Source organism: Saccharopolyspora dendranthemae, assembly GCF_007829955.1.
Classification (GTDB): Bacteria; Actinomycetota; Actinomycetes; order Mycobacteriales; family Pseudonocardiaceae; genus Saccharopolyspora; species Saccharopolyspora dendranthemae.
On record NZ_VIWX01000003.1, the window covers coordinates 1 to 14,951 of the forward strand.

Genomic DNA, 14,951 nt, shown 5'->3' on the forward strand with positions numbered 1-14,951 from the left:
GAGCAAGGGTCTGATCTCCCGTGGCACGATGGTCGCTGTGAACAGCGCCCAGAACAGCACCAACGGCAGCCGTGAGGGTGCGGAGTGGGGTTCGGTCAACTCCATCCCGTTGTCCGAAGAGCGCACCGCGCCTGACGGGCAGTCCATCGGCGCCTTGGTCAAAGACGCAACGACGCACCTGTCGACCCTGGTCCGCTCCGAAGTGGAGCTCGCCAAGACCGAGATCGCCGGTGAGATCAAGAAGGGGCTGCGCGGCAGCGTCTACTTCATCCTGGCGCTGTGCGTGCTGGGCTTCAGCCTGTTCTTCCTCTTCTTCACCGCCGCCGAGGGCCTGCACGCGCTCGGCCTGTGGCGCTGGGCCGCTTTCGGGATCGTCTTCCTGGCGATGCTGCTGGTCGCGGGCCTGTTCGGGCTGCTCGGCTACCTGAAGGTCCGCAAGATCGGCGCCCCCAAGCGCACGATGGAGACCCTCAAGGAAACCAAGAACATCACCAAGCGCCAGAAGTCCGAGGAGCCGACCGCGAGCTGACCGGACCGGGCGTTCACATCCAGCGAGAACCGCGGCGGACCACACCAGGTCCGCCGCGGTTTTTCATGCCCTCGGCCCCCGGCGCCCATCGTGCGGAGAGCTCGGCAACGGGCGGTTCTGGTCTGAACTGACCGGACGAAATGGACATTGATCATGGGCAATTCGGACCACACCCGCCCCGGTGAGGACGCGTCCCGGGAGGACGGCCCGCCCGGGTGTCAGTTCGTGCAGTTGCCCGTGGGGACCGGGTTGTCCAGGTTCGGAGCGGCCTCGACCTCGTCGGCGACCTCGTCCGCGGTGAGCGCGAAACCCGTCTCCGGATCGTCCACGGCGGCACCGAAGACGACACCGACCACCTTCCCGTCCGGGGTGATCAGCGGTCCACCGGAGTTGCCGCTCTGCACCCGGCCGCGGACCGTGTAGACGTCGCGGACCACGGTCGCGCTGTCGTAGATGTCCGGTCCGCGCAACCTGATGCGCTCCCGGATCCGGCCGGGCGACGACGTGTAGGGGCCGTCCAGCGGGTAGCCGAGCGCGATCGTGTCGTTGCCCGGGTGCGCCGACTTCGATGCGAACGTCATCGCCTCGGCGTCGAGGTCCGGCACGTCCAGGATCGCCAGGTCCACGTCCGGCTTGTACATCACGACCTCGGCATCGAACTCGCCTCGACCGATCTCGATGGCGACCCGGTCGGTTCCCGCCACGACGTGCGCGTTGGTCATCACCCGGTGCGGCGCCACGACGAAGCCGGTGCCCTCCAGCGCGCGGGCGCAGGAGGTGGCCCTGCCCCGGACCTTGACCACGCTCATCTGCGCCTTGCTGACCGCGGGGTTGCTCGCCAGCGCCGGGTCAGGGGGCGCTATTTCGGCGACGGGCGTCTCCGAGAACGGCTCCAGGGCTTCCGGGAAACCCGACATCCCGAGCATCCGGCGCAGGTCGTTGGGCAGCGCCCTCGCCTGCGGGGGCATCACCGAGTTGACCGCGCCGAGCACCTGCGACCGGCTCAGCGCCGACGCCAGGCCGGGCAGCGCCGTCGCCGAGGTGAACGGCAGCGCCACGAGCCAGGCCACCACCAGCACGGCGATGAACTGCAGCACCGAGCCCAGCGCGTTGTCGACGCCAGCGATCCGGGGCGAGGTGATCCGGTCCCGCAGCTCGCGGCCCGCCCACATCCCGAAGGTCTCGCCGAAGGCGACCAGCAGGACCACGATGCCGACGCCGAAGGCCAGGCGGGCGACCGGGCTGTCCAGCGTGTCCAGCAGCAGCGGCGCGACCTTCAGCCCCACCACGGCTCCCACGAACACGCCCACGAAGGACAGCAGGGCGGTGACCAGACCGCTCCGAGCCCCGGAGACCGCGGCGAGCAGTGCCAGCAGCACCACCAGCAGGTCGACCCAGTTCACCCACTCACCCCTCGCGATGGACGATCAATCGCACCACCGTCTCATGGTTCAACAACAGAACGGCCAAGCCTTGCTGCCAAGGAGGTCTTCGCCACCCCGTCAGGAGCGTCCGAGACCGATGTCGTCCGCTTCCTCCGCGGCGTGCCATGCCTCGTCCAGCCCGCGGACGTCGGACCGGTCCCAGCTGCGCGACCACCCGGCCAGCTCCAGCAGCCCGGCCAGCAGACCGCCGGTGAAGCCCCAGACGAGCATCCCCGGAACCAGGAACGCGGGACCGGCGAATCCGCTGGTCAAACGCACCCGCACCCGGTTCTCGGGATCGGTGAGCCACGAGATCGGCACGCGGGCCACGGCGGCGGTCTCGCCCGGGTCGACCGGTGCGACGGGCGACGGGCGGGTCCAGTGCGCGAGCACCGGGGTCACCCGGAAGCCGCTGTGCGGAACGTGCAGTTCCGGAAGGGTCGCCACCGGCCGGATGCCGTCGAGGCGCACCCCCACTTCCTCCACTGCCTCGCGCAGCGCGGCCTCCACCGGACCGGAGTCGACATCGTCGAGCGATCCCCCGGGGAAGGCGACCTGACCGGGGTGCGAGTTGAGCCCGTCGGCGCGGCGCAGCAGCAGCACCTCCGGACCGCGCTCGCCCTCGCCGAGCAGGATCAGCACCGCCGCGGGACGGGCCGAGGCGGGCGGCGGGTCCTTCGGCCAGCCGAAGTGCCCGGGGTCGAGGTCGGCGGTGCGCTTGACCAGCGTCCGCATCCACTCCGGCAGGTCGGCGGGATCGACCAGCGGTCCGTTCTCGCTCACTGGCCCCCCAGGGTCCGTTCGACGGCCGCCCGAACCTCTTGCGGAGATTCGAACGCGACCGGTGGATCGATGCGCCGCACCTCGCCGGAGGCGGTCACCACGTAGCTGATCGGCAGCACGTTGGGGGCCCGCAGCGCGGCTCGGGCCCGGTTGTCGCCGTCATGCACGTTCGGGAAGTGAACGCCGAGCGCGCGCACCAGGTCAAGGCCTTCCGCCGGACCGCTGTCGACCTGCACGCCCAGCACGCGGATCGCCCCGGGCTCCGCGCTGTAGGCCTGCAGCGCGGGCAGCTCCGCGCGGCACGGCACGCACCAGGTCGCCCAGAGGTTGACCAGCGTCGGACCGCCCGAGACGGCACCGGCGAGGTCCGCAGGCCGGCCGTCGGCGAGGCACTGCAAGGCGATGCCGGTCAGCTCGGCGGGTCCGCCGGTCCCGGCCGGGCACGGCTGCAGGGCGGCGGCCGCGCGCTGCTGCGGGTCGATCCGCTCGGCGGGCGGGGGCGGCGCGGCGGCCGGACCGCTGCTCTCGTGATCGCGCGGCCAGAGGGCGACCGCGGCCAGGACCGCGAGCACGACGACCACGACGGTCCACTGGATCTCGGACCGGAAAGCGCGGAGGTTCACGCCACCGGCTCCTTGGCCGCCTGCTGCTCCACGGTCTTGTCCGGCACCTCGTCGACGATGCCCGCCAGCTCCAGCAGTCGAGGCGTCTCAGGTCCCCGGACCAGCTTCGCCGCCTCGACGTGGTCGGTCGGTCCGGCGCCGTAGGACGGGCAGTCCTTGGCCAGCAGGCAGGCACCGCAGGCCGGCTTGCGGGAGTGGCACACCCGGCGGCCGTGGAAGATCACCCGGTGGGAGAGCATCGTCCACTCCTTGCGCGGGATCAGCTCGCCGATGGCGTGCTCGACCTTGACCGCGTCCTCCAGGTCGGTCCAGCCCCACCGGCGCACCAGACGTCCGAAGTGGGTGTCCACGGTGATCCCCGGAACGTCGAAGGCGTTGCCGAGGATGACGTTGGCGGTCTTGCGCCCGATGCCGGGCAGCTTCACCAGCTGGTCGAGCTCGGCCGGGACCTCGCCGTCGTACTTCTCGACCAGCGCGGCACCGAGCCCCATCAGCGACGCGGTCTTGTTCCGGTAGAAGCCGGTGGAGCGGATCATCTCCTCCAGCTCGGTCCGGTCCGCTCCGGCGTACGCCTCGGCGGTCGGGTACCGGCGGAACAGCGCGGGCGTGACCTCGTTGACCCGCTTGTCGGTGCACTGGGCCGACAAGATCGTCGCCACCGCGAGTTCGAGGGGCGTGTTGAAGTCCAGCTCGCAATGCGCGTCCGGATAGGCTTCGTCGAGGGCGCGCAGCATGCGCCTCGCACGTCGGACGAGTCCCAACCGGGTCTCCTCCTTCTTCTTCCCAGATCGGGTCTTGACCTGGTCAGGGGAGGTTCCGGCGGACTTGGCGCGGGTGTTTCGGGCAGGCTCCGGCACCCCACCAGACTACGGAGGAGCACGGACACGGAAAGTGGCGGTATTGTCACCGGCCCAGCGAACGGACCCCCGGTTGAACCGGCGTCGAAGGTATGAGCGAGGATTCACAGCATGATGGCTGCCTGGTTCGTCATCGTCGTACCGCTCGTGATCATGTTCTTCACGCTCTTCATGGAGCGTGTGGAAGCCCGCCTGCGGCATGTGGCGGTGCAAGAGAACGAGGTAGAAGAGTTGCTGGAGAACGCCCGGCCCGACGAGGTGCGGGCGCTGTTCCGGCAAGGTATTGGACGTGCGCTGGAGCTCTTCCAGCTACGCAGGGTGGGACGCGCCGGTAGGCTACGTACTCGCCGTTCGCGCGACCAGTCTTAGAATCACTGGTAGTGATCGGCGGCACACCGCCAGACGCGCTGACGCGGGTCCGGCACCACAGACAGCCGCCGCGTCTCAACATGGAGGGACGAGGTGGACGAGACCCTGGCCCGGGCCGGCATCTTCCAAGGCGTTGAACCGGCTGCGGCGGAGGCACTGGCACAGTCGCTGGAACCGATCGAGTTCCCGCGCGGACACGTGATCTTCGCCGAGGGCGAGCCGGGCGACCGGCTCTACATCATTCAGTCCGGCAAGGTGAAGCTCGGACGCAAATCCCCGGACGGCAGGGAGAACCTGCTGGCGATCATGGGGCCGTCGGACATGTTCGGCGAGCTGTCCATTTTCGACCCTGGCCCGCGGACTTCCACCGCGACCACGGTCACCGAGGTGCGCGCGTTGAGCATGGACCGCGGCGCTCTACGGCAGTGGATCGCCACGCGCCCGGAGATCGCCGAGCAGCTGCTGCGCGTGGTGGCCCGCCGCCTGCGCCGCACGAACGGCATGCTCGCCGACCTGATCTTCACCGACGTTCCGGGACGTGTCGCCAAGGCGTTGCTGCAGCTCGCACAGCGCTTCGGCAGCCAAGAAGCGGGCCTGCTGCGGGTCACCCACGACCTGACGCAGGAAGAGATCGCGCAGTACGTCGGCGCCTCGCGGGAGACCGTGAACAAGGCGCTCGCGGACTTCGCACACCGCGGCTGGCTGCGTCTCGAGGGCAAGAGCGTCCTGATCCTGGATCCGGAGCGCCTGGCCCGCCGCGCTCGCTGAGCGGGGACGTCGCACACATAACGCGCGAAGACGACGCGCGTCGGCCGAAGAGTTCGGGGCTTCCTTCCCGAGTTCTTCAGCCGACGCGCGTCCTTTGCGTGCTCGCAGGCGGGTTGATGCCGCTTCCGTGAATTTCCCGTTGGACCACAGCTGCAACGCGCGTAACCCCTGTCACGTCCCAGGACCGGACGCAGATGTGAAAGGGGTCTGTGGATGAACTCCACGATGATGATCGCGCTGGTGGCGATGGTCCTGGCGATCGTTTTCCTGGCGACGGTGCGCGCGGCCATGGGCAAGTCGAACCGGATCGACGACCGCCGCCGCAACCGGGCCGTCGGCCATTCGTTCGTCGACTCGGGCGTGGGCGGCCACCACGACGGGGGCTGGGGAGGCTTCGACGGTGGCGGTTCCGGCGGCGGTGATGGCGGAGGCGGCGGGGGCTCCTGACCCCCTCGACAACCGGCTGAGGCGGCTTCTCCGCCGCACCTGAGCAGCCCGCACCGCCGAGCGGCACGACCGCACACCCACGATGCATGTGAAAGGGCTGGGCGCCACCCCCGACGTGGCGCTCCAGCCCTTTCACATTCGCGTGGTTCGTCCCCCGACGACTAACCACGCTCCCCCGGCCCTCCGATGCTTCGGCCCCGAATCCTCGACATCGGAGGAGGCTTGTGGGTTTGAGTTGTCCCTATTCGAAGATGCTGGAAGTTCGTACCGTCCAGCAACCCCCTTTCACCAACCAAGACGTGCGTCCCGAGGGGACGGTTGCACACATCACCCGTTCTGAGTAATCAACCTCACTGACCACCCGCCGAGCGGGCGGAAAACAGGTTGGTACCTGCGTACCATAATCGGCATACTGGTACGCGTGTCCACATCCACGTCGCTGAACGACTACCGCTCCGCCCTGACCACTCCAGGCGCCCGCACCCCGGTCGTCACCTCCCTGCTGGGCAGGCTGCCGATCGCGATGATCGGCATGGCGCTGCTGCTCTACGTGCAGCGGGAGACCTCGTCCTTCGCCATCGCAGGCGCCGTCTCGGCCGCCGAGCTGACCGGGGTGGCGGCGGGCTCTGTCGTGCAGGGCAGGATCGTGGACCGCGTGGGCCCGTCGACACCGCTGTACGTGGCGTCGGCGCTGTTCACCGCCGCGGTCGTGGCGACCCTGACCGCGATCGAGCTGGGCGCCACGACGCCGCTGATGGTGGCGGGCGCGTTCGCGATGGGCGTGCTGCAACCGAACATCGCCTCGGCCTCCCGCGCGCTGTGGGGCAACCTGCTGCCTCCCGGCCGGGTGCGCGAAGCCGCCTTCTCCTACGAGGCGATCAGCCTGGAGGTCTTCTTCATCCTCGGCCCGGGCCTGGCCGGCCTGCTGGTCGCGACACCGTGGGCGGGCACCGGCGTGGTCGTGGGCGCGACCTGCATGGTGCTGGGCAGCGTCGGCTTCGCGGCGACGCGGGCAGCTCGCACGCAGCGGCCCGAGCCCGGCGAGCACGCGGGCGCCCTGCTGGGCGCGATCGCAGCTCCGGGCATGCGCACGGTGGCGCTGGCGGCGCTGGGCTTCGGCGTGGTGATCGGCTTCATCGAGGTCGCGGTCCCGGCCGCGGCTGTCGCGGCCGGCGAGCCGACGATGGGCGGCCTGCTGATGAGCCTCGCCTCGGTGAGCTCGGTCGTGGTCGGCGTGCTCTACGGCGTGCATCCCTGGCCTCGCCCGATGCACCTGCGGCTTCCCGCACTGCTGGTGGGCTTCGCGGGCCTGGTCGCCTTGCTGTCGCTGCCGACCACGCTGCTGGGACTGGCCCTCATGCTGCTGCTCGCGGGCTGCCTGATCACCCCGCAGTCCACGGCCCACTCGGTGGCGGTCGAGTTCGCCGCCCCGCCCGGCACCGCCGCGGAGGCGTTCGGCTGGGTCGTCACCTCGGTGACCCTGGGCTCGGCCGTCGGCCAGTCGGTCAGCGGACAGCTCGTCGAGTCCTCCGGCCCACCCGTGGCGTTCCTCGTCGCCGGCGCGGCCGGAGCCACCCTCGCCGCAGCCCTCTACCTCCGCCGCAACACCCTCACCCCAGACCGAGCAACCGGAGCACTAACACTCGCCAGCAACTAGGCCGGTCCCAGTTTTAGTCATAACTGAGCGGACATTTCGGGCGCGAAGGGTCCTCGGTTTGGACTAAAACTGGGGATTGCCGAGGTCAGAGCTCGCCGTGCTCGTGGAGGTAGGCGAGTTGGGCTTGGACCGTGAGGTCCGCTGCGGGCCAGACCGAGCGGTCGACGTCCGCGTAGACGAGCTCGACGACCTGGCGCGGAGTCGCCCCGCTGCCCAGGGAGGCGAGGGCTTCGCGGACCTGGTGGAGGCGCTGCGTGCGGTGATCCAGGTAGTGCTCGGCCACCGCGCGGACGTCGTCGAGCTCCGGACCGTGCCCCGGGAGGGCGCGGACGCCCGGGGGCAGGGCGGCGATCTTGCGCAGCGAGTCCAGGTAGGAGCCGAGGTGGCCGTCCGGGTGGGCCACGACCGTCGTGCCGCGCCCGAGGATGCTGTCGCCGGTGAACACCGCCGGTTCGTCGTGCTCGGCGACGAAGCAGATCGAGTCCGCCGTGTGCCCCGCCGTGGCGAGGACGCGCAGTTCCAGACCGGCCGCGCTGATCGGCTCGCCGTCGGCGAGCGGCTCGGCATCGCGGCACAGCACGGGGTCGAGCGCCCGGACGGGAGCCCCGGTGCGCTGCACGAAGTCGGCCACACCGGCGGTGTGGTCCTCGTGGTGGTGGGTGAGCAGCACCAGCGACACGGGCCCGTGGTCGGCGACCCGGCTCAGGTGCTCGGCGTCGCCGGGTCCCGGGTCGATCACCACGCACTCGCGGGAGTCCGGATCGCGCAGCACCCACGTGTTGGTGCCGTCGAGGGTCATCGGGTTCGGGTTCTCGGCCAGCAGCACCGACGCGTACGAGGTGACCGGGCGGAGCTCGCCGTAGGCGGGGTGCTGCATCAGGCCTCCTCGAAGCCGGGCTCACCAGGCAGCACGGCGTGCCAACGACCATCGCGCTCGATCAGCTTCGGCATGATCTTGTTCAGCGCTCGCTCGGCGTTCAGGGCCTCGGTGAGCGCCGCGAACTCGGCGACCTCGGTCAACGTGACCTCGGTCGGCGGGAGCAGGCGGCAGCGGCCCTCGCGGAAATCGGCCAGGGCCTGCTCCGGGGTCGACCAGTAGGCCTCGGCGGCCTCGGTGGTGACGGCGTCGGCTCGCTGGCCCGCGGGCATGGCGGCGAGGAAGAACCGGGTGTCGTAGCGGCGCGGTTCGGGCTCCGGCGTCACCCAGTTCGCCCACGGGCGCAGCAGGTCGGCTCGCAGCACCAGCTCTTCCTCCGCGAGGAAGCCCGCCAGCGAGACGTCCCTGGTCACCAAGGCTTGCCGAGCCGCTGAGAAACCACCGGTGTCCTCGACGACCGTCGAGGAATCGGGTCCGGCCAGCAGCACGCCGGACTCCTCGAACGTCTCGCGGACGGCCGCGCACACCAGCGCCCGCGCGACCTCCGGGGTGCAACCGAAGCGCTGCGCCCACCACTCCGGATCCGGTCCGCTCCAGGCGACCGACGCGTCCGCGTCGCGCGGATCGACACCGCCACCGGGGAACACCGTCATCCCGCCGGCGAACGCCATGCCCTTCACCCTGCGCTGCAGGAACACCTCGGGCCCCGAAGCGCCGTCGCGCAGCAGCACCACGGTTGCGGCGTCCTTCGGGCGCACAGGCGTGTCCGGCCGGTCCTCGGGCGCGAATCCCGTTGGCAGCGAACGATCCATGCCCGCCACCCTATGTCTCCGACGGAGCGCCGAACAGCGTCGGAAGGATCAGCGCTGCTGCGGGGTGTAGGCCTGCTGCTGGTTGGCCGCTATCGGCGGGAAGCCACCGGTGCCGCCCGGCATGGTGGAGGTCCAGCCCTCTTCGCCGTTGTCGGCCTTGGGCTGCCGCTTGGCCGGTCCGTCCTGCTCGCGGTGCGCGAGTTCCTCGTGCAGCTTGCGCAGCAGGTTGCGCTCCCGGTCGGTCAGCTTGGCGTCGACCGCGGCGGGAACGCGCATCATCACACCCGTCTGCTCGGCCGCTGTCTCGGGTTGTGCATCCTGGGTTGGCTCACCGGGAAACTCGTGCTGCGGCTCGGCCACAGCGTGCGACACCCCCTCCGGCCTGGACTCCTCCACCGGTGCCTGCTGAGCGGGCGGCGGCGCAGGTGCAGGTGCGGGGGGCTCTTCGGGCTGCCTGCGCTCCACGACCTGCTCGGGGCGAGGCACCACGGGTGGAGCCGTCCTCTCCGCGGGCGCGACCTCTAACCGCACCCGCCGCGCGCTCGAGAGCGCATCGCGGTGGTACTCGGGCAGGTCGGCCCCGGTGGAGAAGACGTCGACGGAGTAGCGGAGACCCGCCCGGCGCAGGGCGGAGACGAGCTGGAAGGCGACCGCCGGCCCGGAGCCGTCGGGACCGACCTCGGCCAGCAGCACGCCCTGCGGCACCGCGCCGTAGCTGGTGCCCGCGGGCGTGGTCCGGCTGGTGATCCACAGGCCGCGCAGCCCCGCGAGACGTCCACCGATCTGCTTGAGCGCGAGCTCAAGACCGGTGTCGTCGGTGTCGGGGGCGTTGAACTTGTGGTTCTCCGGCAGCAGCGACTCGACCACCTTGAGGCGGTCGGCCAGCTGGCGGTTCGAGCGCGTCTCGTCGAGCACGCGGCGCAGGTGGTACTGCTCGGCCGCGGTCACCTCGATCCGCCCGGCCAGCAAGCACCCCGCGAGGTATTCGGCGCCGGCGTCGGGCTGGCCCATGCCGAGCAGCTCGCGAGCGCCGTCGATGCCGTCGTCATCCACGCGTCCGGTCACGGCCAGCAAGAGGCTGTGCAGCCGGTCGACCGGCCCGGCGGCCTCTGCAACGTCCACCACGAATGCCTCCTTCGACTACCGGCCGCTCAGCCGCGGCGACCGGCGAATTCTTCGGCTCCCGCGCACACCAGCGCCGATTCTTCGATCGCCATCCGGTGGTACGGGGTCGGTTCCAGGTCCTTGGGCACGACCTCGACGCACGGCGCGGAATCGCCGAGCGCGCGCAGCACGCGCTGGATCTCGCCGGTCAGCTCGGCGTAGTCGTCCGATGCGGACACCAGCACGACGAGCTTCGCGCTGCCGGAGTCGCGGCGGCGCCAGGTGTTGCGCACCTCGCGCACCCCGGCGCGCCCGCGCAGAGTCGCGCCGAGCACGAGCACCGCCGAGTCGCCGACGTTCTCCGCCGGAGGTTCGGTGGTGAACGAGTAGTGCGGCGTGGTGTCCACGACTGCCGGCAGGACGGCGTTGACCACCGCCGGGTCCGCGCCCAGCGGCAGCAGCGCGTCGGAGAGCAGCCGGTGCTCCTCGTCATCGAGCGCGATCCGCTCGCGCATCAGCGTGCCGGGCAGCAGTCGCGCCACGACCTCGGCCGCGCCACCGGCCAGCCAGTCCCGGTATCGCCACAGGTGCCGGTCGGGCAACCTGCCTGCCAACCGAAGCAACAGTTCGTGGCACAGCAGATCGGTTTCACGCACTGCCACGGCGCCCCTCCATGCCTAGTACTCCGGTTCTGGGCCCAGCCGCTGCTCCCCCGAACACAGCTGCACCCTTCCAGGTGAACTTTGGTGCTACTGACAGGATCGAGCAAGCCCTTGCACGACCCAAACGCAACGCGTTGGAATCAACATCCCCCATCTGGGTTACACCAGAGCTGGTGAACGAAGATCGAGGATGACCGCAGCGTACTTGTCGTAGTTGACCTTCGGAGCCCCGACACCGAAAAAATCACGGCTCCGCGACGAGGAACACGCTGTGCGCACGAAAGCAAAACGCGGCGTCACCCCGCGTAGGGCGACGCCGCGCATCTCGGACCGAGAGGTCCGCTGTCACTCGACCTCGACGACCAGCTCCACCTCAACGGGCACGCCGAGCGGCAGCTCCGCGACACCCACTGCCGAGCGGGCGTGCTGCCCCGCCTCGCCGAAGACCTCGCCGAGCAGCTCGGAAGCGCCGTTCACGACACCCGGCTGACCGGTGAAGCCCTCCGCCGACGCCACGAAGCCCACGACCTTGACGACCCGGACGATCGAGTCCAGCCCGACCAGCGAGTCCACGGCCGCGAGCGCGTTGAGCGCGCAGATCCGGGCGTACTGCTGGGCCTCCTCCGCGCTGACCTCGGAACCGACCTTGCCGAGGCCGGCCGGAGAACCGGCGACCATCGGGATCTGGCCCGCGGTGAACACCAGCGAGCCGGTGCGCACGGCGGGCACGTAAGCGGCCACGGGCTTGACCACCTCGGGCAGCGGAAGACCGAGCTCCGCCAAGCGATCCGTCCACCGACCCATGTCAGGCCTCCTTCGGCCGCTTCAAGTAGGCCACCATCTGCTCGCCGGTCGGCCCCGGCAGCACGGCGACGAGCTCCCAGCCGTCCTCTCCCCACTGGTCGAGGATCTGCTTGGTCGCGTGGCTCAACAACGGAACGGTGGCGTACTCCCACTTCTGCATACAGCGGAGCCTACTTTTCGCCCAGGTGGTCGTCCCGCTCGGCGTTGCCGGCGACCGAATCCGATCGTTGCGGGGACGAATTGGCCACCGCCGCATCTCAACACCGGAATCGGGGACTGAGGAGTCCCTTCAGAGTGCGGCGGAGCCGCTGTTTCAGGTGTGGGACTCAACCCGCACCGCCAAGCAAGGTGATACGGCAAAGACCCCTTACCCTGATCGCGTGACCTCATGGGACGGGGAGCTGGAACAGGCCAGGTTGCACGTGGTCAGCGGCAAGGGCGGGACCGGCAAGACCACGGTCGCGGCCTCGCTCGCACTTGCCCTGGCCACCGGCGGCAAGAAGGTGCTGCTCATCGAGGTCGAGGGGCGGCAGGGCATCGCGCAGCTCTTCGACAGCGCACCGCTGCCCTACTCCGAGGAGTGGATCGCCGCCGCACCCGGCGGGGGTGAGCTGCGCGCGCTGGCCATCGACGCCGAGCCCGCGCTGCTGGAGTACCTGTCGATGTTCTACAACCTCGGGTTCGCCGGCCGGACGCTGCGCAAGATGGGCGCCATCGAGTTCGCCACCACGCTCGCGCCGGGACTCCGGGACGTGCTGTTCACCGGCAAGATCAAGGAGTGCGTCGGCCGGACCGACGAGCGCGGTCGCTACGTCTACGACGCGGTCGTCGTGGACGCCCCTCCGACCGGCCGGGTGGTGAAGTTCCTCGACGTCACCCGTGCCATGGCCGACCTCGCCAAGTCCGGGCCGATCCGCGACCACAGCGACGGCGTGGTGCGCCTCGTGCACTCCAGCAACACCGTGGTCCACCTCGTCACGCTGCTCGAAGAGCTCCCGGTGCGGGAAACCCTCGAAGCCGTTGAGGAGCTCGACGCCGCGGACCTGCGCCCCGGGGCCGTCGTGCTCAACCGGGTCCGGCCGGGCAGGCTCCCGGCGCGATCGGTGCCCGCCGCCGCCGAGGGCCGCGTCGACGCCGAGCGGGTGCGCGGCGGCCTCGAAGCCGCCGGGCTGCGGGTCAACGACAGCACGCTCGACGGCCTGGTCCACGAGACCATCGAGCACGCGATCCGGCACCGGGCGGAGGACGCCGCGCGGGATCAGCTCGCCGCCACGGACCTGCCCACGGTCTCGCTGCCCGACCTCACGGCCGGGATCGACGTCGCCGAGCTCTACGAGCTCGCCGAGATCTTCACCGAACACGGCATCCGGAGCCCCCGATGAGCGAAACGCTGCGACCGTCTCAGGTCGACGTCGACGCGCTGCTGGACGATCCCGAGACCCACGTCCTGGTCTGCTGCGGCTCCGGCGGCGTCGGCAAGACCACCACGGCGGCGGCGCTGGCGGTGCGCGCCGCCGAGCGCGGGCGCAAGACCGTCGTGCTCACCATCGACCCCGCGCGGCGGCTCGCTCAGGCGTTGGGCCTGCGAGAACTCGGCAACACGCCGAAGCAGGTGTCCCTGGAGGGCTTCGAGCCCGCGGGCGACCTGAACGCGATGATGCTGGACATGCGCCGCACCTTCGACGACATGGTGCAGATGCACGCCGGCCCCGAGCGCGCCGAGCAGATCCTGAACAACCCCTTCTACCAGACCATTTCGACCTCGTTCTCCGGAACGCAGGAGTACATGGCGATGGAGAAGCTCGGCCAGCTCGCCGCCTCCGGCGAGTGGGACCTGATCGTCGTCGACACCCCGCCCAGCCGCTCCGCGCTGGACTTCCTCGACGCGCCGCAGCGGCTGTCGACCGTGCTCGACGGACGACTGATCAGGATGCTGTCGAGCCCGGCCCGCGCGGGCGGGCGCGGGATCCGCAAGATCGTCGGCGCCTCGTTCGGCATGTTCGCCAAGGCCGTGTCGACGATCATCGGCGGGCAGCTGCTCAACGACGCCGCCAGCTTCGTGCAGGCCTTCGACTCGACCTTCGGCGGGTTCCGGCAGCGCGCCGAGCAGACCTACCGGCTGCTGCGCTCGCCGGGCACGGCGTTCCTGGTGGTCGCCGCGCCGGAGCCGGACGCGCTGCGCGAGGCGTCCTACTTCGTGGAGCGACTGGCCGGGGAGAAGATGCCGCTGGTCGGCCTGGTCGCGAACCGGACCCACCCGGTCGTCGCCGAGCTCGCCGGCACCAGAGCGACCGCCGTGGCCGAGCAGCTCGATGAGTCCGGTTCGGCACCGCTGGCGGCAGCGGTCCTGCGAGTGCACGCGGACCGGGTCGCGATCGCCGAGCGGGAAAAGCGGATGCTCGCACGTTTCACCCGAGCGCACCCGGAAGTGTCACTCGTCGGTGTCCCGGCTCTACCGTCCGATGTGCACGATCTGACCGGCCTCCGCGAGATCGGCAGAAGGCTCGCCGGTGAATAGCAGATGAATCAGGCCGGGTATTAACGTTTTCAACGTTCAACACCCGGCCTGATCATTTCTCGGGGATCAGCTCACCTGAAACTCGGCGATATCGGAGTAATCCTGACGCGCTGCCTCAAGCAATTCGCGCCAGTTACGAACGTCCGGACGTCGGCGCAGCAGCGCCCGGCGCTCGCGTTCGGTCATTCCACCCCACACGCCGAATTCGATCTTGTTGTCGAGCGCCTCGCTGAGGCACTCCGTCCGCACTGGGCAGCCAAAACAAACCATCCGTGCTTTGCGCTGCTCAGCCCCGCGGACGAACAATTGATCCGGGTTCTGGTCTCGACACGCGGCGGTTACCCGCCAGTCCCCCTGCTCGAACATAGAGTTCCCCCAGCTCCTCACTGGATCGTCGGCGACTGTATTTCGTCCGGAGCCCCCCGGCACCGGATGCCGCGGTTCGGAAGTCGGGAGCCGAACCGCAACAGTGCTGTCGCTGGACGTAGACGGACTGTAGAGCCCAGCGGTTCCACAACCAACCGACGGTTGTCGTCCCGTTATCTTTCACACTCACTACATCGGTTGGACTTCGGCCATAACAGACCGTCACAGCGCGTGTACGTTCTAGGCTGGCGGAGTGCGTGTCCGAGACGGCTTGTTGAAGCTTTTCGGTCTGTGTGTGCTGGCTGGGGTGCTGGTCGCGGGATTGCTCTTCCCGGCGGCGGGGTCACTCGG

18 protein-coding genes are annotated in these 14,951 nt (G+C 70.0%); 7 read left to right on the plus strand and 11 right to left on the minus strand.

Going from position 1 to position 14,951, the window contains the following annotated elements; genetic code table 11:
• The first annotated feature begins 28 nt into the window (after positions 1–28).
• Positions 29–529 (plus strand): phage holin family protein, encoded by a 501-nt coding sequence (locus FHU35_RS15130; RefSeq protein ID WP_145740098.1) that lies wholly within the window; start codon positions 29–31, stop codon positions 527–529.
• Positions 530–747: 218 nt separating this feature from the next.
• Here FHU35_RS15130 and FHU35_RS15135 read toward each other — a convergent pair whose 3' ends face one another.
• From FHU35_RS15135 to nth, 4 genes are all read right to left on the minus strand, one after another.
• Positions 748–1,932 carry a MarP family serine protease gene (locus FHU35_RS15135; RefSeq protein ID WP_145740101.1) on the minus strand — a complete coding sequence of 395 codons (1,185 nt, stop codon included), beginning with the start codon at positions 1,930–1,932 and terminating at the stop codon, positions 748–750.
• 99 nt (positions 1,933–2,031) lie between these two features.
• Positions 2,032–2,688, minus strand: coding sequence for an NUDIX hydrolase (locus tag FHU35_RS15140; RefSeq protein WP_145741393.1), 657 nt, complete (start codon positions 2,686–2,688; stop codon positions 2,032–2,034).
• Positions 2,689–2,732: 44 nt separating this feature from the next.
• The gene (locus FHU35_RS15145; RefSeq protein WP_145740103.1) at positions 2,733–3,359 is read right to left on the minus strand and encodes a TlpA family protein disulfide reductase; all 627 of its coding nucleotides are present in this window, start codon (positions 3,357–3,359) and stop codon (positions 2,733–2,735) included.
• Positions 3,356–4,093 carry an endonuclease III gene (gene nth / locus FHU35_RS15150; RefSeq protein ID WP_145741395.1) on the minus strand — a complete coding sequence of 246 codons (738 nt, stop codon included), beginning with the start codon at positions 4,091–4,093 and terminating at the stop codon, positions 3,356–3,358. Before nth ends, FHU35_RS15145 begins: the two co-directional genes overlap by 4 nt.
• A gap of 237 nt (positions 4,094–4,330) precedes the next feature.
• On the opposite strand from nth, the gene FHU35_RS15155 reads away from it, so the two are divergent.
• The 4 genes from FHU35_RS15155 (at position 4,331) to FHU35_RS15170 (ending at position 7,457) form a co-directional block, all read left to right on the plus strand.
• Positions 4,331–4,585 carry a hypothetical protein gene (locus FHU35_RS15155; protein ID WP_029535541.1) on the plus strand — a complete coding sequence of 85 codons (255 nt, stop codon included), beginning with the start codon at positions 4,331–4,333 and terminating at the stop codon, positions 4,583–4,585.
• A 93-nt stretch (positions 4,586–4,678) separates the two neighbouring features.
• Positions 4,679–5,353, plus strand: coding sequence for a Crp/Fnr family transcriptional regulator (locus FHU35_RS15160; protein ID WP_093422841.1), 675 nt, complete (start codon positions 4,679–4,681; stop codon positions 5,351–5,353).
• Between the two features lie 213 nt (positions 5,354–5,566).
• The gene (locus FHU35_RS29310) at positions 5,567–5,800 is read left to right on the plus strand and encodes a hypothetical protein (protein WP_186459442.1); all 234 of its coding nucleotides are present in this window, start codon (positions 5,567–5,569) and stop codon (positions 5,798–5,800) included.
• A gap of 421 nt (positions 5,801–6,221) precedes the next feature.
• A complete protein-coding gene (locus FHU35_RS15170) occupies positions 6,222–7,457 on the plus strand; it encodes an MFS transporter (RefSeq protein WP_145740105.1) in 1,236 nt (411 codons plus the stop codon).
• A gap of 85 nt (positions 7,458–7,542) precedes the next feature.
• Here FHU35_RS15170 and FHU35_RS15175 read toward each other — a convergent pair whose 3' ends face one another.
• The 6 genes from FHU35_RS15175 to sp36 all read right to left on the minus strand — a co-directional run bounded on the left by FHU35_RS15175 (position 7,543) and on the right by sp36 (position 11,876).
• Complete coding sequence (locus FHU35_RS15175) at positions 7,543–8,334, minus strand: MBL fold metallo-hydrolase (protein WP_145740107.1); 792 nt, start codon at positions 8,332–8,334, stop codon at positions 7,543–7,545.
• Complete coding sequence (locus tag FHU35_RS15180) at positions 8,334–9,146, minus strand: NUDIX hydrolase (RefSeq protein WP_145740109.1); 813 nt, start codon at positions 9,144–9,146, stop codon at positions 8,334–8,336. Before FHU35_RS15180 ends, FHU35_RS15175 begins: the two co-directional genes overlap by 1 nt.
• Before the next feature lie 48 nt (positions 9,147–9,194).
• Positions 9,195–10,271: a hypothetical protein gene (locus FHU35_RS15185; RefSeq protein WP_246110332.1), complete on the minus strand. Its 1,077-nt coding sequence runs from the start codon at positions 10,269–10,271 to the stop codon at positions 9,195–9,197.
• A gap of 26 nt (positions 10,272–10,297) precedes the next feature.
• Positions 10,298–10,912, minus strand: a complete 615-nt coding sequence (locus FHU35_RS15190; protein WP_145740111.1) for a hypothetical protein — start codon at positions 10,910–10,912, stop codon at positions 10,298–10,300.
• Positions 10,913–11,257: 345 nt separating this feature from the next.
• On the minus strand, positions 11,258–11,716 hold the full coding sequence (locus tag FHU35_RS15195; protein ID WP_145740114.1) for a RidA family protein: 459 nt from the start codon (positions 11,714–11,716) through the stop codon (positions 11,258–11,260).
• A gap of 1 nt (position 11,717) precedes the next feature.
• Positions 11,718–11,876, minus strand: a complete 159-nt coding sequence (gene sp36 / locus FHU35_RS15200; protein WP_132623662.1) for a Sp36 family protein — start codon at positions 11,874–11,876, stop codon at positions 11,718–11,720.
• 157 nt (positions 11,877–12,033) lie between these two features.
• Between sp36 and bagA the strand changes: the two genes are divergently transcribed.
• Both bagA and bagB read left to right on the plus strand, forming a co-directional pair.
• Complete coding sequence (gene bagA, locus FHU35_RS15205) at positions 12,034–13,098, plus strand: ATPase BagA (protein ID WP_145740116.1); 1,065 nt, start codon at positions 12,034–12,036, stop codon at positions 13,096–13,098.
• Entirely contained in the window at positions 13,095–14,234 is a 1,140-nt protein-coding gene (gene bagB / locus FHU35_RS15210) for an ATPase BagB (protein WP_145740119.1), read from the plus strand. The genes bagA and bagB overlap by 4 nt, the downstream gene beginning before the upstream one ends.
• Positions 14,235–14,300: 66 nt before the next feature.
• Here the strand turns inward: bagB and FHU35_RS15215 are convergent, their stop codons facing one another.
• Positions 14,301–14,600 (minus strand): WhiB family transcriptional regulator, encoded by a 300-nt coding sequence (locus FHU35_RS15215; protein WP_145740121.1) that lies wholly within the window; start codon positions 14,598–14,600, stop codon positions 14,301–14,303.
• Between the last annotated feature and the right edge of the window lie 351 nt (positions 14,601–14,951).

Coding starts and splice junctions, on each gene's coding strand:
- FHU35_RS15175 (WP_145740107.1), bottom strand. CDS start 8,334: ATGCAGCACCCCGCCTACGGCGAGCTCCGCCCGGTCACCTCGTACGCG.
- sp36 (WP_132623662.1), bottom strand. CDS start 11,876: ATGCAGAAGTGGGAGTACGCCACCGTTCCGTTGTTGAGCCACGCGACC.
- bagB (WP_145740119.1), top strand. CDS start 13,095: ATGAGCGAAACGCTGCGACCGTCTCAGGTCGACGTCGACGCGCTGCTG.
- FHU35_RS15140 (WP_145741393.1), bottom strand. CDS start 2,688: ATGCGGACGCTGGTCAAGCGCACCGCCGACCTCGACCCCGGGCACTTC.
- nth (WP_145741395.1), bottom strand. CDS start 4,093: ATGCTGCGCGCCCTCGACGAAGCCTATCCGGACGCGCATTGCGAGCTG.
- FHU35_RS15130 (WP_145740098.1), top strand. CDS start 29: ATGGTCGCTGTGAACAGCGCCCAGAACAGCACCAACGGCAGCCGTGAG.
- FHU35_RS15215 (WP_145740121.1), bottom strand. CDS start 14,600: ATGTTCGAGCAGGGGGACTGGCGGGTAACCGCCGCGTGTCGAGACCAG.
- FHU35_RS29310 (WP_186459442.1), top strand. CDS start 5,567: ATGAACTCCACGATGATGATCGCGCTGGTGGCGATGGTCCTGGCGATC.
- FHU35_RS15180 (WP_145740109.1), bottom strand. CDS start 9,146: ATGGATCGTTCGCTGCCAACGGGATTCGCGCCCGAGGACCGGCCGGAC.
- FHU35_RS15195 (WP_145740114.1), bottom strand. CDS start 11,716: ATGGGTCGGTGGACGGATCGCTTGGCGGAGCTCGGTCTTCCGCTGCCC.
- FHU35_RS15155 (WP_029535541.1), top strand. CDS start 4,331: ATGGCTGCCTGGTTCGTCATCGTCGTACCGCTCGTGATCATGTTCTTC.